This window comes from Vibrio sp. HM8-C (genome assembly GCF_058630515.1).
Genome location: NZ_JBMMKS010000003.1, coordinates 214,738 through 240,617, shown reverse-complemented (window position 1 = coordinate 240,617; position 25,880 = coordinate 214,738). Strand labels below are relative to the sequence as shown.

Below are 25,880 nucleotides of genomic sequence, written 5' to 3'. Positions count from 1 at the left end.
CATCTTGCTGCTCTCGTTTTCAACAAAGGAATTTGTATGTCTCTGATCGTTGTCGGTCACAGAGGTGTTGCAGGCACCTATCCAGAAAATACTCGCGTCAGTGTCCAAGCCGCAATTGATATGGGCTTATCTTGGGTTGAAGTCGATATTCAGCCAACAAAAGACAACGTACTGATCGTTTGCCATGATCACACGATAAATCGTTGTAGCAACGGTAAAGGTCGCGTCGATGCCTATACGCTTGATCAACTGAAAGCCTTTGATTTTGGTGCTTGGTTTGCTCCTCAGTTTGAAGGTGAAAGCATTATGACGTTGGAAGAACTGCTGGAACTTGCTCAGCAGCATCAGCTTGGTCTGAATCTCGAAGTTAAAGTTGATAAACATGACGTGACCAGTGTTGTTTCACAACTTAAGCAGCAGTTAGACCAACACCCTATCGCAAAAGAACAAATCGTACTTTCCAGTTTTAGCCATGACATCATTCGCGAGCTCCACCTACATTGTGCAGGCTACAAATTGGGAGTTCTGAGCGAACGTTTATCAACCAAAGACAAAGAGCTGCTGGACGAAGTGAAGGCGTTCAGTTGCAACCTGAACTATAAGTGGATAACCGAGAAACACATCCAGTATTTACGTCAGCATCAATATCAGATTTGGTGCTACACCGTAAATGAAGCAGAGCGTTTCCCTCTTCTAGATAAAGTCGATGCAATTTTCTCTGACTGGCCAAGTCGATTTATATAACGCCAAGTCGGGTTAAAGAATGTAGTTACCCAAATTCACCGTTGCTATTTGGTAGAAAAACAAACGCCCGCATTTGCGGGCGTTTGTATATCGAATATTCGTATTCGTTATAGATTAAGCAAACAACGCTTTATCTACTTTGATGATCGCTTTACGAACTGGCATTGGTTTATCACCAACAGCAACTAATGGACGATGAGGCTGACCTGGGTAGAATACGATGAACTCACCCGCAGTAAGTGTAGCGAAGTGTTCAACATCCATTTGCTCACTAAATGCGAGATCTTTCTCAGCTAACATGTCTTCGTCTAAGCCTTTGTATGGAGATAGGCTGTAACCAAATGATTCATTACCTTCCAGAAGGATTTGAACATCTAGGTAACGGCTGTGACACTCTGATTTACGTTGCGCTAAAAGCTGAGTGTTGTCATCCACCAACATAAAGAATGCATTTGCGCCATCAATTTCGTGACGACCATTTTCAATTGGAGTCTCTAAACGATCTAATACTGAAGCAATAATTTTCTTAAGCTCTGGAGACAAAAAACCAGCAAACTCAAGCTGTGACGTTTTACCTACAAACACGACAATGATCCTATATAAGTGTAACAATTGCCCGCAGTTTACCTTTCTCTAATAGGAGAAAATGTGACGATTGAAACGTTGTTTTAATAAAAACAAATTAAAACAGAAATAAATGAGACTATCCTGATATAAGTCAATCTCTCAATGCGACTGTACACTGTACTTGCAAGGTGATTGTAAGGGTAAATCGTATTTTGCTAAACAAAAGCAAAACGCCAATCCGTAGATTGGCGATTGCGAATTTTCTGAGACGGGCTATGGCTTAGTTAAGCCATGCATTAAGCATCCAAATCAGCTTTTCTTGATCGCGGATGTAATCACTCATCAAAGCTGCACTACCTTCGTCACCCACTTCTGAAGCATAACCCAGCACTTGACGTTGCTGACTAATCAGTGAGCCAAAACCTTCAACAAGACCTTTCATTGTGCTTACTCCGTCAGTTGCATTTGTATGTTCTTTAATTTTTGAACGTTCTAGATATTGGCTAAAGCTATGAACCGGTTGCACTTCGAGTGTGAGAATACGCTCTGCAATTTCATCTATTTTTAATTGTAAATCGGTATAAATTTCTTCAAATTTTGCGTGTAGTTCAAAGAACTCTTTGCCTTTAATATTCCAATGGTAACCACGGGTGTTCATATAAAACACCTGATAATTAGCCAGCAAGTTGTTCAATGCTTCTGCTAGCTGTAGGCTTTGTTCTTTGTCGAGACCAATTAGATTCTTTTTCATAACATCACCTCTTAATGTTTATATTTTTCGTTTCGTGTATTCATTTCGTTGAAAGAATAATATTCGCTCTCGATGTTAAATAGTAATCGTATAAAACCATTAATTTGATAGGGATAAACTATTAAAACCAATTAGGATAATTTGTAGTTTCACCGCTCTGCTTGTATTTTTCGCCGTTTCCTTGATTTATCTCAGGGTCATCCATTGCTTTGAAAGGCATGGTACTTCTCCTGTTTTCCCCAAGAGATAATCTTATGCCTGCAATCAACGATCAGCGCCTCATCGAACACTTCCTAGAACTTATCCAAATCGATAGCGAATCGGGTAACGAAAAGCAAATTGCTGATGTCCTTTCTCTTCAATTAGAAAAACTAGGCTTTGAAGTTCACAAGCTTCCAGTTCCAGAGAGTATTTCAAACGGCTACAACATATACGCACGTCTTGAAGGTACTCTTGTGGGTAGCACAGTATTCTCTTGCCATATGGATACAGTAAGCCCTGGCAAATCAATTCAACCAGTCATTGAAGACGGAATTATTCGTTCTGCGGGTAATACGATTCTCGGTGGCGATGACAAATCTGGTATTGCAGCGATTCTAGAAGCCGTCAAAACACTGCAAGAAGAAAAAACACAACATCAGACCCTAGAAATTGCATTTACAGTTCATGAAGAAGGCGGTTTGATGGGTTCAAAACACTTTGACATGAGCTACGTTAAGTCTACTCAGGGGATTGTTCTCGATAGCGGTGGTCCTATCGGCACTATCATTACCTCAGCACCTGGGCAGCAAAAACTCAAAGTGACAATCCACGGTAAACCAGCGCATGCAGGGCTAGCACCAGAAGAAGGTATCAGTGCAATTTCTGTAGCGGCAGATGCAATAACTCAGATGAACCTGCTGCGTATTGATGAAGAAACCACAGCGAACATTGGGATGGTAAACGGTGGTTTAGCGACCAATATCGTGATGCCTGAGCTGACTATCGTTGCTGAAGCTCGTTCATTGAATAACGATAAACTGGATGCTCAAGTAAAGCATATGGTTCAAACGTTTGAAGCAGTAGCTGAAAAGCATGGTGCAACGGTTGAAATCGACTCACAACGTTCGTACAACGCATTTGTAATTGCAGATAACAACACTCACATTGCAGCAATTAAACATGTCTTTGAACAAATGGACGTTCAACCCATCACTAAGAGTACTGGTGGCGGTAGTGATGCAAACAACTTCAATGAGAAAGGCTTGACCACAGCTAACCTCTCGACAGGTATGTCTAAAGTGCACACGACTGAAGAATTTATTGCTGTTGCAGATTTAGTAAAGATCAGTGAATTCATTAAAGCGTATCTGGCTCGTTAAACGGTCAAATACCTTGAAGCAAAAGCCCAGTTTAACTGGGCTTTTCTGTCTTAGACGATGCGGTCAGTTTTATCATCACAACAAACACAATAATGATCGCGGGATAACGTGATACCTCCACTAGCAAAGACTCTATTCCACTGGACGAGACCTTTGCGGCGACATAAGAGATGCTCATATAAACGGCGGACAATATCACAGTAAACAGCACGCAGTGAAAGAAAGACAGGTACTCCCTCTGGCTTTTCAGAGTGGTGGTAATTACCGCCATCACGACAAGAACCACTAACCACGCCGAAAAAACCGGAAGTTGCCAGTAGTAAGTGAATGCTGCCGCAACGAAACTGATTCCCCACCATACACGTCGAGACCCCATCATGGTTCTTGCTTTCTCAGTACGTTTGATATCGAAACGAACAATATTCCAAGTGATCAATAAACCAAGGAAACCGCCCACCGCCATATCTGCTATGAATGCGCTTCCAGAATAGAATTTTGATAGCGTTAACCAAATGGCAGAAATCACATAAGCCACCACAAACCATCGACCACCTAATTTCTCTTTTTCCGTCATAAGCAAAATACCGATACTGCTCCATACCGCAATCGGTAAACTTGGGAAGCCGTTGCCGTAACTGGAAATAAGCTGCAAAGACGGAAAATAAACGTGGGGGCGCGGAAGCGCGAATCCTTGCTGAGCAAACAAACACAGCAAAGAAGTGATACTGATGGCGAAGCTGACTTTGTAGCAAACCGATTTGCCACAGCGCCAGTAAAGCAGCGGAAATAAAATGATGCCGCAAATAGGTGACGCCAATAGGTTGCCACTGAACAGAAGATTATGTACCAACCCGCTCCACTGCTCGGGTAACTTGTTAACCCAAAGTTGAAAAGCTTGTATCCACTTCAGTTCGCTTTGATGAAAACTCGGCGCCGCCTGAACCAAATCTGCAACGATTTTCACCGGTTGATTGGTTGCTCGTTGGAACATTTCGACCGTAGCTTGCCACTCTTCAGGATAGCGATATTTCTGTGCATCAACGTTTTGAGGATCAACCAAGGTTGCACTCGATACCTCAACCCCATAATCCGGAGCAAACCATATTGGCAGCTCATGCCCACCCATCGAATTCTGATGCTGATATGCGATAATTTCAGAAGCACTAACACAATCAAAGAAGACTGCTTTATCCGTGTGCCCTAGCTCTTGTCCGACTGTAACGACAATTCCGGTCTCTTCCCACGTCTCTCTTTGCGCTGCCAATTTAGGTGGCTCGCCAGGTTTGATTGTGCCGCCGGGAATAGACAGTTGCTTAGTAATGATTTCATTAACCAGAACTATCTTGTCATCAGCTTTGATGAGACATAAAGCCCCTTTATAAAGCGAATCGGCTTTACTCGGGATAGCACTTTCCCCCTGCTCTTGGGCGTATGCTGGTAACAGGTATGAAAGCAAAAAAATGACAAATACTTCTAGCAACCGACGTTGAAACACTAAACTCACTCTACGTTATTTATTCGTTATATTAGCGGTGCTTAACCGATTTTCTTAGCCATGCAATGTGCGGTTCAAACCCCGAATCTTCATAGAAGCGATGCGCATTGTGGTTAAATGCCCAAACTTCAACAAACACTTGTTCAACACCATATTCGATAAATGTTGTTTCAAGCTTTTTATAAAGCAATGTCGCGACGCCTTGCTTGCGATATTCAGGCAAAACATACAGCTCATCGATACTACCCATTTGCACAGGTTTACTGACTGTCGAAACCAACTCGCAAAAGTGACCAGTAATAAAACCAATGATAGCGTTTTGTTGTTTCGCGACATAAACCAAACACTCTGGCATATCAAGATAGCGAGCGATGCTCTTTTCCTGCTCTATCTCTTCCGCAGTTTTAAAGTGCTCTGGACAAGCAATATGGTGCTCATCATGAAGCTCGTACATCAGATCATTGAGCTCTTCCAAATCATCTGCGCGGGCAGGAACAATCAAAAATGTAGACATGCTTTTATGCCATAAAAATTAAGCTTGTTAAGATTTTATAAGATAATGTTGAAAAGAACACTTCATAAAGCGGAATATTTCCTGATTACAATCAGTTAGTTTTTTCAAACCTTAACAACAACAGTTAACGTCGATTAGGTATGTCTCCCTACGAAACAAAAAAGAAAAACGCCCTATAAAGGGCGTTTTCTATTAATGAACTACTTGCTCGCTCCAGGTCTTCGCAGCAAAACGAGCAAAGGCAAGGTAAAGATACACACGAACATCATCAATCTAAAATCTTGCAGATAAGCAAAAATTGCCGCTTGGTTAGTGACTACGTTATTTAAACTGACTAATCCAGCCGTGGTTGAAAGATCATACGCGCCTTTCTGCACCGCATCCTGCAAAGCCAGATTGAAATTATTGATGTGCTCAGCATAAACAGCATGGTTAATCTGAACTCGATGAGACAAATACGTTGTCACGACTGAGATACCGATACTACTACCAATATTTCTAACTAAGCTATATAGCGCTGTTGCCTCATTACGATAGCGTGGTGCAAGAGTCGAGAAGCTTAATGTTGAAAGAGGAACGAACACTAAACCTAAACCTAAACCTTGTACGATGCCCGTCCAAATGATTTCCCAACGAGTAATATCAACAGAGAACTTCGTCATCTGCCACAGAGAAATAATCATAAGAACTAGACCTGTAGCAACCAGATAACGTAAATCAACTTTTCTGGCGACCCGCCCTACAATCATCATGCCGGTCATAGTACCGAACCCGCGCGGTGTCAGTAAAAGTCCAACATCGAGCACTGGGTAGCCCATATAGTTTTGCAAAAATGGCGGTAACAGTGCCATCGTCGCAAGCAATATCACACCGATCATAAATCCGAACAGTAGGCCAACTACATAATTTCGGTCTTTAAACATCATAGGTTCAAGGAAGGGCGCTTTATGCGTAAACATATGTACAGCAAACATATAGAAAGCCAATACCGCTAGAGAAGCTTCAACGATCACTTCCAAGCTTGAAAACCAGTTAAGCGATTCGCCTCTGTCTAAGAACATTTGCAAGCTACCGATAGCTAGCCCGAGTAAAGCAAAGCCAAACATGTCGAACCGTCGTGTAGTATCGATTGCTGTTTCTTTTACGTAAGCGGCAATGCCCATCCAAGCCATGATGCCGAACGGTACGTTGATATAAAAAACCCAACGCCAGTTGTAATACTCAGTGAGCCAGCCACCTAATGACGGACCAAGGATTGGCCCTACCATCACACCTACCCCCCACATAGCCATGGCAGAACCATGTTGCTCAGTTGGGTAAGTATCCAGCAACACAGACTGTGATAGCGGAACCAAACTTGCGCCAAATATACCCTGTAAGATTCGGAACAAAATGATCTGCTCTAAGGATTGAGCGGCTCCACAAAGCACAGAAGCAAAGGTGAATCCGAGCACTGAATACAAAAACAGACGTTTACGACCGATTCTCGCCGCAACAAAACCCGTTAAGGGCATTGCAATTGCAGAAGCAACTATATAAGACGTTAATACCCAAGATATTTGGTCTTGAGTGGCACTCATGGTGCCTCTCATATGTGGTAGTGCAACGTTCGCGATAGTGGTGTCGAGTACTTGTATGATCGTTGCAAGCATGACTGACAAGGTGATAAATAATCGTTTACTACCTTGGTTATCATCTGCATTAGTTTCGACGTGAGATGTCATCGTCTAACTCCGCTTACAGGGACAAGTGACGCTGATGATTAGTGTCAACCGTCACCACAGCACTCAAACCAGCACGAAGTTTAGGAGCACCTTCTTCTTGCTCTAGACGAATACGAATTGGCAAGCGTTGAGCAATTTTTACCCAGTTACCCGTTGCGTTTTGTGCAGGAATAACTGAGAACTCAGCACCAGTTGCAGGACTTAAGCTTTCCACTGTACCTTTCCAAGTAAAGCCCGGTGCATAGTCCACTTTCACTTCAACATCTTGACCAGTTTTCACGTGTGTTAATTCAGTTTCGGTAAAGTTTGCCTCAATCCAGATATCCGAATCCGACACCAACATCATTGCCAAACTTCCCGGTGAGATGTACTGACCTTTCTCTACTACTTTTGTCACCACACCATCAGCAGGCGCATAAAGGTTTACGTGCGCAAGATCGTTTTCCGCTTTGTCTAATGCCGCTACCGCTGCACGATATTTAGGATGAAGTTCGATTGGTGCGTTTACATCACCGCCAAGACTTTCTTCAACCTGTTTTAATCCTTTTTTAAGCGCATTCACTTCAAGCTCAACAAGCAGTGTATTTTGACGAGCTGAATCATATTGAGATTGAGAAGTGTACTTTTTCTTCAACAAATCAAGTTGGCGCTTTTCTTCTTTTTTAAGGTAATCGTGTTGGCTTTTCGATACCTCAATGTTTGCAAGTTTGCTTTGATATTCTGCTTTGAGCGTTGTTAATGTGGTCTTCACATCATTTAAATTGGCGTGAGCCTGCTCAACCGCTATTTTGTAAGACGTTGGATCAATTTGAAGCAATAAATCCCCCGCCTTCACTAACTGGTTCTCTTCAACAGGAACATCAACGATGCGACCCGATACCTCAGAAGTGATCGATGTTTTATCCGCTTTCACATAAGCGTTTTCTGTTTCAACGTATCTACCACCGTGCAAATAAATAGCGACACCGCCAGCCACTGCCAGTAAAGGGACAATAAAGAGCATAACGGCGCGCTTCGTTTTACGACGTGATTTAGGCGCTAATGTTGAAACCGAATTTTCCTGCTCTGGTTTGGTATTAGACATACAAGGTGTTCCTGAAAATTAAGACTTAGGTTTGTTATCAATAGTTAACTTGTTATCAATAGTTAACTTGTTATCAATCGTTAGATTGCTATGAATATGTTGGAGCATACTAATAAACTGCTCCTTCTCTTGTTCCGATATACCTTCCAGCGCTTCCGCCCAGATTCCATTGGCGACACTTTTTACTTTCTTAAGCTGTTCATCTGCTGCTGGTAACAAGTAGATAAGGTGCGCGCGTCGGTCAGTTGGATCGGGACGTCTTTCAACAAACCCCTCTTCAACCAAAGAATCGATTACACGAACTAGCGTCATTGGCTTGATATCCAACACTTCTGCTAAATCCACCTGTTTTACACCTTGCCTACAAGCAATGTGTGACAAAGCTTTTGCCTGAGCGAGGGTTAAGCATGTCGAACTGGAAGCTGATTCATAACGTTTTCGAACTAAGCGCGTTACGTCCCAAAGCAGATACCCTATCGATGGAGTCGTCATAACATTACCTATATTGGCTATTTTTGGGTTTACGGGTTGGTATATGTAACAAATTTTTACATATAGTAAGCTTTACTTATTATATGTAAAGCCTATAAATTCATCTCATCTATGCTTCTTGCATTAACCTACTGTTTTTCAATGTGTTTCAATTTGTAATTTTTTGAAGGGTATTTAAAAAGACATGGACAAAAAAAGTGCCCCGCAAGCGGAGCACAAAAGTTCGCCATGAACTTATTTGTAGAAAATGAAGAAGTGGAAAATAGATACCTACAGCAGATTAAACGTGCAGAATTTTCTCTAATTCATTCAAACTACTTGGGTCATCAATTGTAGAAGGGACAGTGTAACTTTCTCCATCAGCAATCTGACGGATAATACGGCGCAATATCTTTCCTGAACGCGTCTTCGGTAAACGCTCTACAACCAAGGCATGTTTAAAACAGGCTACTGCGCCGATATGGCTGCGAACACTATTCACAAGTTCAGATTCGAGGGACTCTAGATCGACTTTCACACCGTCTTTCAACACAACCAAACCTAATGGAAGTTGTCCTTTGAGTTCATCGTGAACACCGACTACAGCACATTCAGCAACGGCTGGGTGCGCGCCCACAATCTCTTCCATCTCACCCGTCGACAAACGGTGCCCAGCAACGTTAATTACATCGTCGATACGCCCCATGATGAACAGGTAACCCTCTTCATCCAGATAACCACCATCACCCGACACGTAGTAATCAGGGAACTGAGCCAGATAACCGGTTTCAAATCGATCATGATTACGCCATACCGTTGGTAAACAACTTGGTGGTAATGGTCGTTTCAATGCGACAAAACCTTGTTGGTTTGGCGGTAATACCTCACCCAATTCGTTCAAAATTTCAACCTGATAGCCCGGAATAGGTTTGGTTGCAGACCCTGCTTTAACAGGCATTAATTCAATACCTGTCGGGTTGCCCGCTATTGCCCAACCAGTCTCTGTTTGCCACCAGTGATCAATGACGGGTTTGTTGGTTTTCTCTTGTACCCATTCAAGTGTCGGAGGGTCTAACCGTTCTCCTGCCATAAATATCGTTTTCAGATTGTCCAGACGATACTGGTTGAGGAACTCGCCGTTCGGATCTTCCTTTTTAATGGCTCGAAAAGCGGTTGGCGCTGAGAACAACGCGGTCACCTTATATTCCTGACATACACGCCAGAAAGCACCCGGATCAGGAGTTCTCACCGGTTTACCTTCGTACAAAATGGTAGTACAGCCGTGAATGAGCGGTGCGTAAACAATATAAGAATGTCCTACGACCCAACCCACATCAGAGGCTGCCCAAAACACTCCATCTTGAGGCATATCGTAAATACAGCTCATCGAGTACTTCATCGCAACAGCATGTCCGCCGTTGTCACGAACAACACCTTTCGGTTTGCCCGTAGTACCTGACGTATAAAGAATGTAAAGCGGATCTGTCGCCAGAACCGGTACACAGGCATGCGGCAGCGCTTTCTCGTATTGGGCGCTCCAATCTAAATCACGTTCGTTGTCGAGATCCGCTAAACTTTCAGGACGCTGAAATACAATTACTTTTTCTGGTTTCCAGCGGCTATCCATGATCGCTTTATCGACCATTGGTTTGTATGGAATAACCTTGCTGATTTCGATCCCGCAGGAAGCGGTCATGATGACTTTAGGCTCAGCATCTTCAATGCGAACAGCCAATTCATTTGGCGCAAAGCCGCCAAAAACAACCGAATGAATCGCACCAAGACGTGCGCAAGCAAGCATAGCCATCGCGGCTTCTGGAATCATCGGCATATAGATAATGACACGGTCGCCTTTCGTCACACCTTGGTCAGCCAGCATACCTGCAACGCGCGCGACAGTGTCACGTAATGCAAAGTAACTATAACGTTGTTTCTTACCAGTTACTGGAGAATCGTAAATCAACGCTGTTTGGTCGCCTCGACCTTGCTCACAATGGTAATCCAGTGCTAGCCAACAGGTATTGAGTAAGCCATCGGGATACCAGCGCTCTATACCATTTTCGTCTTTCTTTAAAATGGTTTGAGGAAATTCAAACCAGTCGATTTTCTGAGCTTGTGCATGCCAGAACGATTCCGGTTGCTCTTTTGCCCATAGATATTCCTTCAAATACGTAGACATTGTGCTTCTCCTTTTTATACTCCAAGTTTTATTGCCAAAAACAACTTGGAATAATGTTCTGGCTTAACAAGTTTCGATTGTTTCAGCAGGCACTCTCACCCAACCTTCCATCAACACTCGTGCGCTGCGACTCATAACGGCTTTTTCTACTTTCCAGCCGCTTTCTTCAGTCGCACTGGATTTTGCTCCAACCTTTAATGTTCCGGACGGATGACCAAAAGTAACAGATTCTTTTTCTCCACCACCTGCAGCCAAATTAACTAAGGTGCCGGGTACACAAGCCGCCGCAGCGATGGAAACGGCAGCAGTCCCCATCATTGCGTGGTGCAATTTACCCATAGAGAGCGCTCTAACCAGTACATCAACATCTGAATCTAGAACGGTTTTACCACTCGACGATTGATACGTTTTCGGTTTGGCAACAAACGCCACCTTCGGCGTATGTTGTCTTGTTTTCGCCTCTTCCAAATCTTGAATTAAGCCCATCTTTAACGCGCCATGTGCACGTATTTTTTCAAACATCGCCAATGCTTTTACGTCGTTATTGATATCTTCTTGTAATTCCGTACCCTGATAACCAATAGCAGCAGCATCGACAAAAATCGTAGGTATTCCAGCGTTGATCATGGTGACATTCAAGGTACCAACTTCAGGTACGATTAAATCATCAACCAAATTGCCCGTTGGGAACATCGAACCTTCACCGTCCGCTGGGTCCATAAAATCGACCTGAATTTCTGCGGCTGGAAACGTCACTCCATCCAGTTCAAAATCACCTGTTTCCTGAACAATTCCATTAACAATGGGTACATGAACTACGATGGTTTTGCTGATGTTCACCTGCCATACACGCACTTCCAAAATACCGTTTTCAGGAATCCGCGATTCTGGAATTAGACCAGCATGAATCGCAAATGGACCGATAGCTGCAGACAAGTTCCCGCAGTTGCCACTCCAATCAACAAATGGTTTGTCGATAGATACCTGACCGAAAAGATAATCAACATCGTGGTCAGCACGATCGCTTTTCGAAACAATGACCGTCTTGCTTGTGCTTGAAGTAGCGCCGCCCATACCATCAATTTGTTTGCCGTAAGGGTCTGGGCTACCGATAACACGCATCAGAAGTTTGTCTCGCGCTTCACCTGCGACTTGCGCTGCTTTTGGTAGCTCATCAAGCCTAAAAAACACGCCTTTACTGGTTCCACCACGCATGTAGGTAGCAGGAACTTTGATTTGAGAAGTCATTCTTTATCTCCTACTGCGCTAAGAAGTCTTGCGCAAAGCGCTGCAACACACCACCTGCGTTGTACACATTCACTTCATCGGCGGTATCTAGGCGACACGTGACTGCAACATCCAATTTTTCACCGTTGCTACGGGTAATCACTAATGCCAAATCCACACTCGGCTTTATTACGCCCGCTACATCGTAGAGTTCAGTACCATCTAAGGCTAAAGTGTTGCGATTAACGCCATCTTTAAACTGCAGCGGTAATACGCCCATGCCGACTAAGTTAGTACGGTGAATACGCTCGAAGCCCTCTGCGACAATCGCTTCAACGCCCGCAAGACGAACCCCTTTTGCAGCCCAATCTCGTGAAGAACCTTGCCCATAGTCAGCTCCCGCCACAATAATCAGTGGTTGTTTACGCTCCATGTAGGTTTCTATCGCTTCCCACATGCGAGTTACTTTGCCTTCAGGTTCAATACGAGCCAGTGAGCCCTGCACCACTTCACCATTTTCCTTAACCATTTCATTAAACAGTTTCGGGTTCGCGAATGTTGCACGCTGTGCAGTCAAGTGATCGCCGCGGTGTGTCGCGTAAGAGTTAAAGTCTTCTTCCGGCACTTTCATCTTTGTCAGGTATTCCCCTGCCGCGCTGGATGCAAGAATCGCATTTGAAGGCGACAAATGGTCAGTGGTGATGTTGTCACCGAGCACAGCTAAAGGACGCATACCTTTCAAAGTACGCTCACCCGCGAGTGCACCTTCCCAATAAGGCGGACGACGAATATAAGTGCTCATTGGGCGCCAGTCATACAGTGGACTGCTGCTCTTTTGTGCGTCATCCAGTTTAAACATCTGAATGTATACTTGGTTAAATTGTTCTGGCTTAACGTGTTGACTGACAACTTGGTCAATCTCTTCATCACTTGGCCAAACGTCATTAAGGTAGATTGGGTTACCGTTTACGTCATGACCTAAGGCATCGCGTTCAATATCAAAACGAATGGTGCCAGCTAAAGCATAAGCAACCACAAGCGGTGGCGAAGCTAGGAATGCTTGTTTTGCATAAGGATGGATACGACCATCGAAGTTACGGTTACCAGACAATACCGCGGTAGCGTATAAGTCACGGTCAATGATCTCTTGCTGAATAACTGGATCTAACGCGCCGCTCATACCATTACACGTGGTACATGCGTAGCCGACAATGCCAAAACCAAGCTGTTCTAATTCTGGTAATAATCCCGCTTCTTCTAGATAGAGTTTTGCCACTCTAGAGCCTGGTGCAAACGAAGTTTTCACCCAAGGTTTGCGAACCAACCCAAGTTGATTGGCTTTTTTCGCTAACAAACCGGCAGCTACCACGTTACGAGGGTTACTGGTGTTAGTGCAGGAAGTTATTGCAGCGATGATCACCGCGCCATCTGGCATCTCACCTTCTTTTTCTTCCCATTTTCCGGCAATACCACGAGCGGCTAGTTGAGAGGTAGGTAGACGACGATGTGGGTTGGAAGGACCTGCTAAGTTACGTTCTACACTCGACAAGTCAAATTCAAGTACACGTTCATACTCCGCGTTTGTAAGACTATCAGCCCATAAGCCGGTTTCTTTTGCGTATTGCTCTACCAAAGCAACCTGCTCAGCATCACGACCAGTCAGTTTAAGGTAGTTGATGGTCTGCTCATCGATGTAGAACATACCCGCACTCGCACCATATTCTGGCGTCATGTTAGAGATAGTTGCACGGTCGCCGATGGTAAGATCTTTGGCGCCTTCACCATAGAACTCCAAGTAGCATGAGACCACTTTTTGATTACGCAGAAATTCGGTAATAGCCAGTACGATATCCGTAGCGGTAATCCCCGGATTACGCTTACCTGTCAGTTTCACACCCACGATGTCAGGTAAGCGCATCATTGAAGGACGACCGAGCATCACAGTTTCAGCTTCTAAACCGCCAACACCGATTGCAATAACACCCAGTGAATCCACGTGTGGTGTATGGCTGTCAGTACCTACGCAAGTATCAGGAAATGCGACACCATCTTTGACTTGAATGACAGGCGACATCTTTTCCAGATTGATTTGGTGCATGATGCCGTTACCCGCGGGGATAACACTGACATTCTCAAATGCGGTCTTACACCATTCGATAAAGTGGAATCTGTCTTCGTTACGACGCTCTTCAATCTCACGGTTTTTATCGAACGCTTCAGGATCGAAGCCCGCGTGTTCAACAGCAAGAGAGTGATCAACAATTAGCTGTGTTTCGACGACAGGGTTAACTTTGGCTGGATCACCGCCTTGATCGGCAATTGCATCGCGCAGTCCTGCAAGGTCAACTAATGCTGTTTGTCCTAAGATATCGTGGCAAACAACACGCGCTGGATACCAAGGGAAATCCATATCGCGTTTACGTTCAATAATCTGTTTCAGAGAATCGACCAGTGTTTCAGGGTCGCAGCGGCGTACTAAGTTTTCCGCAAGCACGCGCGAAGTATAAGGCAGCTTTTCGTAAGCATTGGGTGATATCTGATTAACGGCTTCACGAGTGTCAAAATAACTAATCTGGCTTCCCGGAAGCGTTTTTTTATAAGTATTGTTCATCGCTTCTTCCTTCTCACTCCGTCCTATTTAAATTTGTAGGGGTGTTAGCCGCGTTCACTCGCCCAATCACATAGCTAAACTATGCTCATGGGTCTCGCTCACTTGCTGCCTACCTACAAATCCAAATAGTTAGGAGTGTTTCATCATGACCTATAAATAGGCACCACATTTTTACGCAGCGCCTTTTATGCTGTTAACTGCGTTTTTCGATTGGAACCCAATCTTGATGCTCAGGACCTGTGTAATCGGCACTTGGGCGAATAATTCGGTTATTCGCACGTTGCTCGTACACATGTGCAGCCCAGCCTGTTAATCGACTCATCACAAAAATAGGTGTGAACAGCTTGGTTGGAATACCCATAAAGTGATAAGCGGACGCGTGGAAGAAGTCCGCGTTACAGAACAAGTCTTTTTCACGCTTCATCACCGCTTCAACACGTTCTGAAACTGCGTAAAGTTGTTTATCACCAACGAATTCAGAAAGCTCTTTTGACCAACGTTTGATCAATGCGTTACGCGGGTCGCTTTCACGATAGATGGCATGACCAAATCCCATGATTTTGTCTTTATTTTCAAGCATGCGCAGAATGTTTTGTTCCGCTTCATCAGGTGTCTGCCAGTTCTCGATCATCTCCATTGCCGCTTCATTAGCACCACCGTGAAGTGGTCCACGTAAAGTGCCGATTGCAGCAGTCACACAGGAATGCAAATCAGATAAAGTAGAAGCGCAAACACGAGCAGCAAAGGTTGAAGCATTAAATTCGTGCTCTGCGTAAACGATTAGAGAGGTATGCATTACCTGTTTGAACAAATCACTTGGCGCTTTATCAGTCAGCATTTTTAAGAAATAACCGCCGATAGAATCTTCGCTGCGATCTTCTGTATCGATGCATACGCCATCATGGCTGAATCTATACCAATAACAGATAATGGCAGGGAACAAAGCTAACATGCGTTCTGTAGCAGCCACTTGTTGTGAGAAATCTTGCTCAGTTTCTAGATTGCCCAACATTGAACATCCGGTACGCATTACATCCATTGGATGAGCGTCGGCTGGAATCAATTCAAGTACATCCTTAAGAGGTTTAGGCAGACCGCGCAAACCAATCAAGCGCGTTTTGTATTGGTCTAATTCAGCTTGGTTTGGTAGATGCCCAACTAATAGTAAGTGGGCAACCTCTTCAAACTGAGCATTGTTGGCTAGATCTGTGATGTCGTAACCACGATAAGTTAGACCTGTACCTGTTTTACCAACAGTACATAAAGCGGTGCTTCCAGCACTTTGACCACGTAGGCCAGCTCCGCCTAGCTCTCCTTTAGGGGAATGAGGCATGTTGAACTCCTTTTGTCGCGTTGCTTCGGGCTATAAAAGCCGACCTCATTGGGTCCACCTCTTGGGTGCTGTAGCTCAGCGGTTTCACGTTATTGGATTATTTTTGAAAACGCAGGCTTTACGTTTTCTTGTTTATTTCTTAAAAATTGTTTTTACACACTATTTTCAATTTTCTTGGGCTTCCCTACTTCTGCGTACGCACCGTATGGCAGATGTATAAGTGGGATTCTTTTATTAATAAATTTCTAATAATTATTTGCTAAACAGTTGATCTAATTTGTCTTCGTAACTGTGATAGTTGAGATATTCATACAGCTCTTTGCGGGTCTGCATATTATCGAGCATGGCTTCCTGATTACCATTTTCTAAAATGTGGCTATACACCATCTCAGCAGCTTTGTTCATCGCACGGAATGCACTCAGTGGATAAAGCACCATATCGACCTTGGATTTAGCCAACTCTTCGCAGTTATACAAAGGCGTCTGACCAAACTCGGTAATATTGGCAAGAATTGGCACATGCTTGCCCGTTGCAGAATGCAGAGCCGTTGAGAAACGTTCATATTGCTGAAGTTCCGTCATAGCTTCTGGGAAAATCATATCCGCACCAGCTTCAACACAGGCAATTGCTCTTTCAATCGCACTATCCATACCTTCAACCGCAAGCGCATCGGTACGAGCCATAATCACAAATTCTGGATTATCACGAGCATCCACTGCTGCTTTAACTCGATCGACCATCTCTTCCAAACTAACAATCGCTTTGTTAGGGCGGTGACCACAACGTTTTTGCGCCACTTGATCTTCCATGTGAACAGCCGCGGCTCCCGCTTTTTCCATCACTTTTATCGTACGACCAATATTGAATGCACCACCAAAACCCGTATCAATATCTACAAGAAGTGGCAAATCACACGCGTTGGTAATGCGGTCAACATCGACAAGAACATCGTTCAAGGTTGTAATGCCCAGATCAGGTAATCCGTACGACGCATTAGCAATGCCGCCACCGGAAAGATATATCGCTTGGTGACCTAATTTCTTCGCCATCATGGCGCAGTATGGGTTTATGGTGCCTACAATTTGCAGTGGGTTGTTGGTTTTAACTGCAAGTCGAAACTTTGCTCCTGGGCTTAACATGTGATTCTCCTTAATCTAGATCTTTAGCTTCGCTTAGAATCTGTTGTTCTATTAAACGTCGGCTTCTTGATATATGGCGACGCATCAGCATTTCTGCCAGCTCTTCGTCTCTGTTACGAATGGCTTGCAAAATAAATTTGTGTTCGTCCAACGCTTCTACCGGACGAGACTGCGAACGTGGTGACTGGTATCGATACATACGCAGCAAGTGATACAGCTCATCACACAACAATGAAATCAATTGGCTGTTACGGCTTGCCTTTATGATGCGATAGTGAAAGTCAAAATCGCCTTGTTGATGAAAGTAAGATGCACCGTCTACTTGATCGATATGCGCGGAATGTGTCGACAATAGAGTTTCTAATCCAGCAATTTCTATTTCGGTAATATTACGGGCAGCAAGGCGTGCCGCCATACCCTCTAATGCTTCACGCACCGCGTATAACTCGACCAGCTTTTCAGATGAGAATTGAATGACGCGTGCGCCAACGTGCGGAATACGCTCGATTAACCCTAATCCTTCGATACGCATTAATGCTTCTCGTAAAGGACCACGGCTTACTTCAAAACGCTTGGCTAGCTCAGGCTCAGATATTTTGCTACCGGGAGCAATCTGTCCTTCTACAATCGCTTCAATCAAATACTCAGTCAGGTTTTCAGATTTGGTATTTTCTTTTTCACCAACAAGCGGTTTTCTCAATTCACTGTTCATCATGTCTTCTTAATCGTACTTGCGAGTTCTTTTAGGAAGCTCACTAAGGAATGAACACACTATAGATGTACAGATTGTCGACAATCAAGGCAATTGTCGACAAGTTAGACTAAGGTATATACCCTGCATCGTTTCAATAATTTAACGAACTCAGTATAACCTTTTGTATTTAAACGAATATACATAAATGCCCTTTAAAATAACCAAGTTAGGCATCGTGTAGAAAATAATCCAAATGTCGACAGTTCAAGTAGAACTAGATTTTATCTCTTAGGAAAATATGAGAGTGGACACAGAAGTCGTCGTGAAAGCAACTCGCTTTCAATCAACTATTTTTGAGTATATTAAAAATATTTTTAATACATAACTATTTGTATTTATTAGTTAATTAAATGAAAAGCTGTTTTACTTCAAAAAAAACAGCTTTTAGACTATTGATCTCGATCATGTTTAGGAATAAAGTGTGAGCACAGTCACAATGAAGACATCAAATAAGTTTCGCTTCATTGTCTAGTTCAAAAAATAGAAATAGATACTAAGTCGAGGTTGCGTAATGAACACTTTAAATATTGAAACCCAAGCATCAAACCGTCTAGCTACTAAATTTGCTAACTTCATTGCTTCATTTTTCACATCTGAAAACAAAAGCAAAGCGCCTAAAACAAGCTATAAAGGTGAGTCGTTCTCATCTGTGATGACAACTGCACAACGTATCGGTTGTGACATGTCACACTTTAACTACATCTCTTAAGCGATTAATAATTAGTATCTATTACCATCGCTTAACTGATTAAAATACAGCGGAAAATTAAGGAAATGACGTAAATTACCCATTTCAATAAAATGAATTGACGTTGTAGAAAAGAATCGATAATCCGCGCAATTAATTGCGCGGATTTTTTTATTTGTGGAAATGCTTGCTGATTGCATTGATGTGTTCTGGACCAATACCACAACAGCCACCAATTAACGTCGCACCTTGATTACGCCATCTCTCAGCCAACTGGGTATAAACATCAAAGTTTAAATCGTCACGAAGCTCATCTAAACCATCATTAGCGGTCGCTTCTTTTGTCGTTGGAGGGAAGGCATTAGCATAAACACCCAACTGAATCCCTGTGACATTCAACGATTCGAGTGTCGTACGCGCTGCGATTAGGGCTTCTTCCATCACTTCTGGTTGACTACAGTTAAACAAAATAGCGTTTACGTTTAGTACCGCCATTGCCTTTACCGCATCTTTTACTGTTTCTCCAGATCGAAGCTTTGGTACTTCGGTTTGTTCGCTGTCTTCAAGCGTAAACGAAACCCAGAAAGGCTTATTCTCAGTACCTAGTGCTCTAACTTGCTGATAAATAGCAGTCGATTCTGCAATCAAGCTTTGAGTTTCAGCTAACCACACATCAATATGTTGGTCTAAACCCTTAATGAGTGGAGAAGCAATTTTTTCAGCATTCTCTGGCTGGTAAAGATCCGCACGGTAAGAACCAAATAGTGGAGGAATTGAACCTGCAACTAAGGTTTGTTTTCCTTCTATACTCGCTGCCTCACGCGCCACAGCGCCAGCTCTGTCTGCTAACAGCTGAGCCTGAGCATCAAAACACTCTTGCCCAATATGAAATGGAACCAACGCATAACTGTTTGTTGTAATAACCTGAGCACCATTTTGGATGAACGAACGGTGAACTTCACCCACGACTTCAGGTGCTTCCATCATAGCCAATGCTGACCACTCGGGCTGACGAAATGGAGCTCCACGACGCTTCAACTCTCTTCCCATACCGCCATCTAATATGGTTACTGCCTGCTGACCTGACATTCGAAACTCCCTTATATTCTTTATTTAGATGTGTAGACGTCTGCAGACTAAATTGATTTATCAATAACAGCAATACTTTTGTATAAGCGAAACAAATAGCAAAGGCTAATAATCACCAATTATTAGCCTCACCAACGTAGATCTTTGATTTGAAAATGTGGATAGGTATTAAGCAGGGCTCGGCAGTTCAACACCATCATCTTGCATCATGCCCATGCGATTCATCATCGCGTGCGCGGCATCAATAAAAGGCATTGCAAGCGTAGCACCACTGCCTTCCCCTAGCCGCAATTCCATATGAATAAACGGTTTTAAGCGTAAATGCTCTAACGCAACCACTGCTCCTTTTTCTGCAGATTGATGTGATGGAATCAAATAATCCCAGACATTCGGTTCAATCATGCAGGCAATCATTGCCGACGAGTAAGATAAAAAGCCATCTAACACTACAGGAATACGCATGGCAGCTGCACCTAGAATCGCACCTGTCATACCCGCTAAATCAAATCCGCCCACTTTCGCCACGATATCGATAGGATCGGTAGGGTCTGGGTGATTAAGTGCAATCGCAACGGAAACAACATCGACTTTGTGTTGAAGTTGGCTACTCGGCAAGTTTGCTCCAAGACCAACCACATGCATTGGTAACTGATTAGTCACAATACTGACAATAGCAGCCGCTGGCGTAGTATTGGCAATGCCCAACTCCCCTACACCAATTACGCTTAACTGTTCACGGTCGATAACTTGTTTTACATAGTTTGCCGTATCAAGAATAAGCTGCTCTGCTTGGTCGTAGCTCATTGCCGGACCTTTAGCTATGTTTCCACAACCACGCGCCACTTTCATATTGGTGATGCCATCAATTGGGTCACAATCAATCCCAACATCCACCATTTCAACATCAACACCCGTGGTATAACTCAGCGCAGCAACCCCCGTTAAACCTTTAACCGTGTTCACTGCTTGCATGGTTGTGACTTCTTTAGGCGTCACCGCTACACCTTCTTCAAAGACACCGTGATCACCTGCCATGACGAAGATTTTTTTCTTTCCGGTCTGCCACTTCATGGTGCGATAAATCGCAGATAACTGACAAGCCAGTTCCTCTAATTGCCCTAAACTGCCAATTGGCTTAAACAGTTGATCAATATGATGTTGTGCTCGTTTCCGAACCTTTTCATCGACAGGGATAATCGATTCTTTCAAATCATTTAATAACGCACTCACAAGCTATTCTCCTTCCATGTATGCTGGCTGGGCATAGCGATCCTGAACATCAGTATGTGAACATCGTTCTAGTGATAAAAAGGTCTAGATACTAAGCGTCCATACACTGGTCATAGCCATTAAAAAACATAATTCAAACAATTCGTTACCAGCACCAAGCGTGTCCCCAGTTTGCCCACCGATGGTGTTATTGATATAGCGGCGATAAATCAAAGCAAATCCCCCTGTTACACAAAATGCAATCAGGCTTTGCCAGCCTAGCATCCAAGACGCAATAGCAGCGCCAATAGCGAGGGTGAAATAAAATTGATGGGACGAAATTCTGTTGATGTAGATATGTCCTAACCCAGATTCACGAGCATAGTTTTGCTTATACATAAGAAGTGACATCCAAGCGCGACTAATGCACGGCGCAATCACTAAAATAAGTAGCGCTTCTTCGGGCTCAGTATCTAGAATCTGTGTGACGGTGAGAATCTTTAACGTAAGAACAAAAAACAGTGCCAGCGCTCCATGCGTTCCCAAACGGCTGTCTTTCATGATTTCTAACATCCGTTCTGGGGTTCTGGCAGAAAATATTCCATCACAAGTATCCGCAAGTCCGTCCAGATGAAAACCACCAGTTAACAGTGCCAGTGAGAACACGTAAGTCGCTGCACTGAGGGGGCTATTCCAGCCAAGACACATATACAGGGTGACCGATATAGCTGCAGCGATAATACCCAAAATGGCGCCGACAATCGGGAATGTCACCACACCACGATAAGTCTGATCAAAATCGTAATCGCTGGTCCAGCTTTGGGGAACAGGAATCCGTGTAATAAATTGCAGAGTAACTAAAAATGGCTTCATACCAAGCATTCCTGCTCTTTATTAGCCAGTGTTAGCGGAAACTCATCCATAATTCTCTCTAGCTGGTCGATATCTAAGACTTCTCTTAAACCATCCGCCAGAAGATCAAACTGCGCACTCTTGTAACTTGCATAATCGAAAGCATCCTCCGCTAATGGAGTTAGACCTTTTCTTAACCGCAGTTGATTTAAGAAGTGTCGAGTGAAAATACCATGGTCAAATAAACCGTGAATGTACGTACCCGCAATCAAACCATCCGCTGTCACTGCGCCATCCAAAATGCTTACGTTTTGCTGATTACGAGACCGTATTTCAACGAACGGTTTCATGTCACCGATCACCTCAGTTTCACCCATGTGGATCTCGTACCCACTTAGCTCCATTCCATCAACATCGCAGAACAAACCACGACTATGGCTGAGGATCTTCCCTTTTACTTGCGTAGTGTGTTTGGATTGCGCGAACTTGGTCACTGTATCAAGCAAACCAAGTCCATCCATCTGATCAATGCCTGATTCAACACCATCAATTAGTGTCTTACCAAGCATCTGATAGCCACCGCAGACACCCAATACCGCACAGCCCTTTTTCGCTTTGTTGACAATGGCAGATGACAAACCGCACTCATTCAGATGAGTGAGATCAGCTAAGGTATTTTTGCTTCCGGGCAGGATTATCAAGTCTGGATTGCCAAGTTGAGACACTTTAGCAACGTAACGTAAATTCACGTCGGGCTGAGCAGCTAACGCATTGAAGTCTGTGAAATTGGAAATACGAGGAACTTTGATCACGGCGATATCAAGTTTATCCGCGTCACTTTCTATTCCTAGTTGATGGCGTAACTTTTCGGGTTGTAATGCCACACCATCTTCTTCTTCCAAGTCCACATCAAGATAAGGAACGACTCCGATAACCGGAACTTGTGTCAGTGCTTCAATTTGCTTTATTCCCGGTTTGAGCAGTTCTACATCGCCGCGAAACTTGTTAATAATCACACCTCGAACACGCTGCCGTTCTTGTTCTGACAACAACATCAACGTGCCGTAAATGGAAGCAAACACACCACCTCGGTCAATATCAGCAATAAGGATCACAGGCGCATTGATCAGCTCAGCCATGCCCATGTTGACGATATCACGGTCGCGTAAGTTAATCTCAGCTGGGCTACCTGCTCCCTCCAGAACTACGATGTCGTTTTGCTCGGCAAGCTCTGTAAATGCACGGAAAATCTTTTGTTGCAGTTGGGGTTTGAATTCGTGATAAGTCACCGCATCCATGTTGGTCAGAACTTTTCCCATCACAATCACTTGCGAATGACGATCGCCAGTAGGTTTAAGTAAGACAGGATTCATTCTTACATCAGGCTCTACGCCTGCTGCTTCAGCCTGAAAGATTTGCGCTCTGCCCATTTCATCACCGCAGCGTGTGATCCCTGAATTCAGCGCCATGTTTTGTGCTTTGAATGGCACACAGCGATATCCATTTTGTGCCAGAATTCGACAAATACCCGCCACCAACACACTTTTGCCAACGTCAGAAGCGGTTCCTTGAAACATGATTGCACGACTCATATCGACTCCTTAATTAGACTACTCCCAGCGACCATTTCATGTTCGTGGCGAAACAATGGCATACCAAACTCTTGGTGCATTTTTACTAACCAAGGCTGTTCCAGACCGACTTGCTCAATAAAGCGTTTATCAAGGAAAACGTTCTGTGGTTCACCTTGAGAAACCATCTCTCCCTGACTCATGACGTAGACGTAATCACATACGTCGTAAATCAAATTGATGTCGTGACTGGACATCACAACGTTCTTACCGAGATCAGAAATAGAACGTATGAGGGCTTTCATCTGCTTAGTTCCATTTGGATCCAAACCCGCTGTAGGTTCATCTAACAGCAAATAATCGGAATCCATGACCAGTGAACCTGCCAGCGCGACACGCTTTTTCTGACCATAACTGAGATATTGAATAGGCTTATGGGAGAAACTCTTGCCATCCACCAGCTCTAACGCTCGTTGAATTCTTTGTTCGATTTCATGTTCCGCTATTCCAAGATTTCTCAGACTGAACGCAATGTCGTTATAAACATCGGTATAGAAGATTTGCTGGTCGGGCTCCTGAAATAACAAAGTGACATTTTTACGATGTTCGATGAGTGCTTTCTTACTGTAGTCAATAGGTTGCTGCGACCAATTGACACTGCCTTCTGTTGGCGTATGCAGACCAAGTAGTAGTTTGAATAAAGTGGATTTACCACATCCGTTTGCACCAACAACACCAATGACCGGATGAGTGGAAAAATCCATATTGAGATTCCTCAGCACCCGTTCATCTTTTTCATAAGCAAAACTCATTGAGCTCACTGATAACGTCATTGATGAAATTCTCCTTGATACAACTTAACTGCCAGAGCACTTTGCATATGCTGGTGACGAATCATCACTCTTTGCAGTAACACACCCACCAACATTGCTAATGATTTCAACCATAACCCACGTTTGATATATCCAAACCTCAGTGTTTGGGCGGTAAAAATGGCGTGAGCTTCTTCAATAAAGATAAAAATGAATCGGTAGGTTAATAACACTTGCTCAACCAAAACCGAGGGTAAACGCGCTTTTTTTAGTAACGTCACGCACTGATTAAAGGGCGTGATAATCACGAAACACAATGTCGCGGCAATAGAACATAAACACCGAAACAGTGTTGTCAGCGCAGTATCAACTGTTTGAGCACTTACCCCAACATAGCCATCGAACATTGGCAAACTTGCAATCAAGTGTGCTGAGTTATCGCTGTATGTGAGAAGCATCGCGATAAGACTCATGGCTAAAAAGCCAAAAGGTAAACTCAGCCATTGCAGATACTGCTTCGAAGTTAACCTGCCTGCGTAACAAGTGACGACACTGAGCAAAATGAACAGAGCGAATTGCCACGCTATCGGTGTCATCATGGCTGTCACCAAAACCGCAAGATATGACCACCATTTATAGCTCGGCGAAACATCAACCCAACGGTTTTGATATGCGTACTTATCGATGATCAGCATCAGTTCTTCTTCTGCCGTGGTAGAAGCCTAAAATGTAAAAGATCACAGCCGCACCCAATGAGCCTTGCAGCGTAAACAGTAAACTTTCTATCTCTCCGCTCGCAGGTTCAATTAAAGGTTCAATCCATGGTTTATAGTTAGGTGCTACTTGAGTTATCAAGGACTCTGCTTGACCATCAGAGCCAGAAAACTCAGCGCTCGGATTCATTAGTAATGGAACAACGACTAAGGCACACAGCATAGCCATCAGAATTAGATTCTTTTTCATCGTAATACCCTCTCTTGAAACGAAACGAGCGAACGTTTGGTCAGTTGTTCATAGATAAGAACAGTGAGCAAACCTTCTGCGATCGCGATTGGTAACTGAGTGAACAGGAATATGCCCATGAACTTACTCATAGAAGCCATGACACCAAACTCAGGGTCTGGGAATGCTGCGCCAAGCTGCAAAGAGGTGACCGCATAAGTAGAGATGTCTGCGACAAACGCCACTAAGAATACAGCGATATCTTTGCGCAGATTCAAACGGTTAGCGGCAACCCAGACGAAGTAACCGGTCATCGGACCGATGACCGCCATCGACATACCGTTTGCACCTAGCGTTGAAATGCCGCCATGAGCAAGCAACAACGCTTGGAACAGTAGAGCAATACCGCCAAGTACAGGCACAACCATAAAGCCAAATAAAATAACAGCTAAACCAACTCCGGTTGGATGGGAGCAACTGCCCGTAACTGAAGGAAGCTTGAGCGCTGAAAGTACAAAAATAAACGCGCCGCAAAGGGCTAGCAGTACTTTCTTATTGGCATCATCAGTAACGATCTGTTTTAGATTCCTAACGCTCATGATCACAAACGGAATGAACAAAGCCCACCAAGTTAAAGCCCATGTTGGCGGTAAAAAACCTTCCATAATGTGCATTGCATTGGCATTGAGTGGTGACATTGCAATAGCGCCTACCCATGCCATGAGCGCCATGCGTTTGGTATTGAACTTCAGTGACATACAC

General features: G+C 43.8%; 24 protein-coding genes. 3 read left to right on the top strand and 21 right to left on the bottom strand.

Features of this window, described 5'->3' with window-relative positions:
* Positions 1-36: 36 nt before the first annotated feature.
* Positions 37-744 carry a glycerophosphodiester phosphodiesterase family protein gene (locus ACOSVQ_RS05940; RefSeq protein ID WP_491981620.1) on the top strand — a complete coding sequence of 236 codons (708 nt, stop codon included), beginning with the start codon at positions 37-39 and terminating at the stop codon, positions 742-744.
* A 114-nt stretch (positions 745-858) separates the two neighbouring features.
* On the opposite strand, the gene ACOSVQ_RS05935 is transcribed toward ACOSVQ_RS05940, so the two are convergent.
* Both ACOSVQ_RS05935 and ACOSVQ_RS05930 read right to left on the bottom strand, forming a co-directional pair.
* The gene (locus tag ACOSVQ_RS05935) at positions 859-1,329 is read right to left on the bottom strand and encodes a NanQ anomerase/TabA/YiaL family protein (RefSeq protein ID WP_491981619.1); all 471 of its coding nucleotides are present in this window, start codon (positions 1,327-1,329) and stop codon (positions 859-861) included.
* A 262-nt stretch (positions 1,330-1,591) separates the two neighbouring features.
* On the bottom strand, positions 1,592-2,062 hold the full coding sequence (locus ACOSVQ_RS05930; protein ID WP_491981618.1) for a Dps family protein: 471 nt from the start codon (positions 2,060-2,062) through the stop codon (positions 1,592-1,594).
* Positions 2,063-2,316: 254 nt separating this feature from the next.
* On the opposite strand from ACOSVQ_RS05930, the gene ACOSVQ_RS05925 reads away from it, so the two are divergent.
* Complete coding sequence (locus ACOSVQ_RS05925) at positions 2,317-3,423, top strand: M20/M25/M40 family metallo-hydrolase (protein ID WP_491981617.1); 1,107 nt, start codon at positions 2,317-2,319, stop codon at positions 3,421-3,423.
* Between the two features lie 31 nt (positions 3,424-3,454).
* On the opposite strand, the gene ACOSVQ_RS05920 is transcribed toward ACOSVQ_RS05925, so the two are convergent.
* The 11 genes from ACOSVQ_RS05920 to ACOSVQ_RS05870 form a co-directional block, all read right to left on the bottom strand.
* Positions 3,455-4,918 (bottom strand): NUDIX domain-containing protein, encoded by a 1,464-nt coding sequence (locus ACOSVQ_RS05920; RefSeq protein ID WP_491981616.1) that lies wholly within the window; start codon positions 4,916-4,918, stop codon positions 3,455-3,457.
* Between the two features lie 31 nt (positions 4,919-4,949).
* Complete coding sequence (locus ACOSVQ_RS05915; RefSeq protein WP_491981615.1) at positions 4,950-5,432, bottom strand: GNAT family N-acetyltransferase; 483 nt, start codon at positions 5,430-5,432, stop codon at positions 4,950-4,952.
* Positions 5,433-5,632: 200 nt separating this feature from the next.
* Positions 5,633-7,156: a DHA2 family efflux MFS transporter permease subunit gene (locus ACOSVQ_RS05910; protein WP_491981614.1), complete on the bottom strand. Its 1,524-nt coding sequence runs from the start codon at positions 7,154-7,156 to the stop codon at positions 5,633-5,635.
* 13 nt (positions 7,157-7,169) lie between these two features.
* On the bottom strand, positions 7,170-8,240 hold the full coding sequence (locus tag ACOSVQ_RS05905; protein WP_491981613.1) for an HlyD family secretion protein: 1,071 nt from the start codon (positions 8,238-8,240) through the stop codon (positions 7,170-7,172).
* Between the two features lie 18 nt (positions 8,241-8,258).
* On the bottom strand, positions 8,259-8,732 hold the full coding sequence (locus ACOSVQ_RS05900) for a MarR family winged helix-turn-helix transcriptional regulator (protein WP_491981612.1): 474 nt from the start codon (positions 8,730-8,732) through the stop codon (positions 8,259-8,261).
* Between the two features lie 280 nt (positions 8,733-9,012).
* Entirely contained in the window at positions 9,013-10,890 is a 1,878-nt protein-coding gene (locus tag ACOSVQ_RS05895; RefSeq protein WP_491981611.1) for a propionyl-CoA synthetase, read from the bottom strand.
* A gap of 63 nt (positions 10,891-10,953) precedes the next feature.
* Complete coding sequence (prpF, locus tag ACOSVQ_RS05890; RefSeq protein ID WP_491981610.1) at positions 10,954-12,138, bottom strand: 2-methylaconitate cis-trans isomerase PrpF; 1,185 nt, start codon at positions 12,136-12,138, stop codon at positions 10,954-10,956.
* Positions 12,139-12,148: 10 nt separating this feature from the next.
* Positions 12,149-14,728: a Fe/S-dependent 2-methylisocitrate dehydratase AcnD gene (gene acnD / locus ACOSVQ_RS05885; RefSeq protein ID WP_491981609.1), complete on the bottom strand. Its 2,580-nt coding sequence runs from the start codon at positions 14,726-14,728 to the stop codon at positions 12,149-12,151.
* Positions 14,729-14,921: 193 nt separating this feature from the next.
* Positions 14,922-16,061: a bifunctional 2-methylcitrate synthase/citrate synthase gene (prpC, locus tag ACOSVQ_RS05880; RefSeq protein WP_491981608.1), complete on the bottom strand. Its 1,140-nt coding sequence runs from the start codon at positions 16,059-16,061 to the stop codon at positions 14,922-14,924.
* Between the two features lie 252 nt (positions 16,062-16,313).
* Positions 16,314-17,201, bottom strand: coding sequence for a methylisocitrate lyase (prpB, locus tag ACOSVQ_RS05875; RefSeq protein ID WP_491981607.1), 888 nt, complete (start codon positions 17,199-17,201; stop codon positions 16,314-16,316).
* A gap of 10 nt (positions 17,202-17,211) precedes the next feature.
* Positions 17,212-17,916 (bottom strand): GntR family transcriptional regulator, encoded by a 705-nt coding sequence (locus ACOSVQ_RS05870; protein ID WP_491981606.1) that lies wholly within the window; start codon positions 17,914-17,916, stop codon positions 17,212-17,214.
* Positions 17,917-18,466: 550 nt separating this feature from the next.
* On the opposite strand from ACOSVQ_RS05870, the gene ACOSVQ_RS05865 reads away from it, so the two are divergent.
* The gene (locus ACOSVQ_RS05865; RefSeq protein ID WP_491981605.1) at positions 18,467-18,664 is read left to right on the top strand and encodes a hypothetical protein; all 198 of its coding nucleotides are present in this window, start codon (positions 18,467-18,469) and stop codon (positions 18,662-18,664) included.
* A gap of 150 nt (positions 18,665-18,814) precedes the next feature.
* Here the strand turns inward: ACOSVQ_RS05865 and ACOSVQ_RS05860 are convergent, their stop codons facing one another.
* From ACOSVQ_RS05860 to ACOSVQ_RS05825, 8 genes are all read right to left on the bottom strand, one after another.
* The gene (locus ACOSVQ_RS05860; protein ID WP_491981604.1) at positions 18,815-19,732 is read right to left on the bottom strand and encodes a homocysteine S-methyltransferase family protein; all 918 of its coding nucleotides are present in this window, start codon (positions 19,730-19,732) and stop codon (positions 18,815-18,817) included.
* 168 nt (positions 19,733-19,900) lie between these two features.
* Positions 19,901-20,962 (bottom strand): nicotinate-nucleotide--dimethylbenzimidazole phosphoribosyltransferase, encoded by a 1,062-nt coding sequence (cobT, locus tag ACOSVQ_RS05855; RefSeq protein ID WP_491981603.1) that lies wholly within the window; start codon positions 20,960-20,962, stop codon positions 19,901-19,903.
* Between the two features lie 84 nt (positions 20,963-21,046).
* Positions 21,047-21,814 (bottom strand): adenosylcobinamide-GDP ribazoletransferase, encoded by a 768-nt coding sequence (cobS, locus tag ACOSVQ_RS05850; protein ID WP_491981602.1) that lies wholly within the window; start codon positions 21,812-21,814, stop codon positions 21,047-21,049.
* A complete protein-coding gene (locus ACOSVQ_RS05845; RefSeq protein WP_491981601.1) occupies positions 21,811-23,385 on the bottom strand; it encodes a cobyric acid synthase in 1,575 nt (524 codons plus the stop codon). Before ACOSVQ_RS05845 ends, cobS begins: the two co-directional genes overlap by 4 nt.
* Positions 23,382-24,197 (bottom strand): ATP-binding cassette domain-containing protein, encoded by an 816-nt coding sequence (locus tag ACOSVQ_RS05840; RefSeq protein WP_491981600.1) that lies wholly within the window; start codon positions 24,195-24,197, stop codon positions 23,382-23,384. The genes ACOSVQ_RS05845 and ACOSVQ_RS05840 overlap by 4 nt, the downstream gene beginning before the upstream one ends.
* Positions 24,194-24,871 carry a cobalt ECF transporter T component CbiQ gene (cbiQ, locus tag ACOSVQ_RS05835; RefSeq protein WP_491981599.1) on the bottom strand — a complete coding sequence of 226 codons (678 nt, stop codon included), beginning with the start codon at positions 24,869-24,871 and terminating at the stop codon, positions 24,194-24,196. The genes ACOSVQ_RS05840 and cbiQ overlap by 4 nt, the downstream gene beginning before the upstream one ends.
* Positions 24,855-25,139 carry an energy-coupling factor ABC transporter substrate-binding protein gene (locus ACOSVQ_RS05830; protein WP_102941979.1) on the bottom strand — a complete coding sequence of 95 codons (285 nt, stop codon included), beginning with the start codon at positions 25,137-25,139 and terminating at the stop codon, positions 24,855-24,857. Before ACOSVQ_RS05830 ends, cbiQ begins: the two co-directional genes overlap by 17 nt.
* Positions 25,136-25,876 (bottom strand): energy-coupling factor ABC transporter permease, encoded by a 741-nt coding sequence (locus ACOSVQ_RS05825; protein WP_491981598.1) that lies wholly within the window; start codon positions 25,874-25,876, stop codon positions 25,136-25,138. The genes ACOSVQ_RS05830 and ACOSVQ_RS05825 overlap by 4 nt, the downstream gene beginning before the upstream one ends.
* Positions 25,877-25,880: the final 4 nt, after the last annotated feature.

Bases quoted from the DNA above. Each gene is read 5' to 3' on its own strand.
- ACOSVQ_RS05910 (WP_491981614.1), bottom strand. From the start codon at position 7,156: ATGACATCTCACGTCGAAACTAATGCAGATGATAACCAAGGTAGTAAA.
- ACOSVQ_RS05865 (WP_491981605.1), top strand. From the start codon at position 18,467: ATGAACACTTTAAATATTGAAACCCAAGCATCAAACCGTCTAGCTACT.
- ACOSVQ_RS05870 (WP_491981606.1), bottom strand. From the start codon at position 17,916: ATGATGAACAGTGAATTGAGAAAACCGCTTGTTGGTGAAAAAGAAAAT.
- cobS (WP_491981602.1), bottom strand. From the start codon at position 21,814: ATGAAGCCATTTTTAGTTACTCTGCAATTTATTACACGGATTCCTGTT.
- ACOSVQ_RS05845 (WP_491981601.1), bottom strand. From the start codon at position 23,385: ATGAGTCGTGCAATCATGTTTCAAGGAACCGCTTCTGACGTTGGCAAA.
- ACOSVQ_RS05825 (WP_491981598.1), bottom strand. From the start codon at position 25,876: ATGTCACTGAAGTTCAATACCAAACGCATGGCGCTCATGGCATGGGTA.
- ACOSVQ_RS05940 (WP_491981620.1), top strand. From the start codon at position 37: ATGTCTCTGATCGTTGTCGGTCACAGAGGTGTTGCAGGCACCTATCCA.
- ACOSVQ_RS05895 (WP_491981611.1), bottom strand. From the start codon at position 10,890: ATGTCTACGTATTTGAAGGAATATCTATGGGCAAAAGAGCAACCGGAA.
- prpC (WP_491981608.1), bottom strand. From the start codon at position 16,061: ATGCCTCATTCCCCTAAAGGAGAGCTAGGCGGAGCTGGCCTACGTGGT.
- ACOSVQ_RS05915 (WP_491981615.1), bottom strand. From the start codon at position 5,432: ATGTCTACATTTTTGATTGTTCCTGCCCGCGCAGATGATTTGGAAGAG.
- ACOSVQ_RS05930 (WP_491981618.1), bottom strand. From the start codon at position 2,062: ATGAAAAAGAATCTAATTGGTCTCGACAAAGAACAAAGCCTACAGCTA.
- prpF (WP_491981610.1), bottom strand. From the start codon at position 12,138: ATGACTTCTCAAATCAAAGTTCCTGCTACCTACATGCGTGGTGGAACC.
- ACOSVQ_RS05860 (WP_491981604.1), bottom strand. From the start codon at position 19,732: ATGTCAGGTCAGCAGGCAGTAACCATATTAGATGGCGGTATGGGAAGA.
- cbiQ (WP_491981599.1), bottom strand. From the start codon at position 24,871: ATGCTGATCATCGATAAGTACGCATATCAAAACCGTTGGGTTGATGTT.
- ACOSVQ_RS05925 (WP_491981617.1), top strand. From the start codon at position 2,317: ATGCCTGCAATCAACGATCAGCGCCTCATCGAACACTTCCTAGAACTT.
- ACOSVQ_RS05900 (WP_491981612.1), bottom strand. From the start codon at position 8,732: ATGACGACTCCATCGATAGGGTATCTGCTTTGGGACGTAACGCGCTTA.
- ACOSVQ_RS05905 (WP_491981613.1), bottom strand. From the start codon at position 8,240: ATGTCTAATACCAAACCAGAGCAGGAAAATTCGGTTTCAACATTAGCG.
- prpB (WP_491981607.1), bottom strand. From the start codon at position 17,201: ATGTTAAGCCCAGGAGCAAAGTTTCGACTTGCAGTTAAAACCAACAAC.
- ACOSVQ_RS05830 (WP_102941979.1), bottom strand. From the start codon at position 25,139: ATGAAAAAGAATCTAATTCTGATGGCTATGCTGTGTGCCTTAGTCGTT.
- acnD (WP_491981609.1), bottom strand. From the start codon at position 14,728: ATGAACAATACTTATAAAAAAACGCTTCCGGGAAGCCAGATTAGTTAT.
- ACOSVQ_RS05840 (WP_491981600.1), bottom strand. From the start codon at position 24,197: ATGACGTTATCAGTGAGCTCAATGAGTTTTGCTTATGAAAAAGATGAA.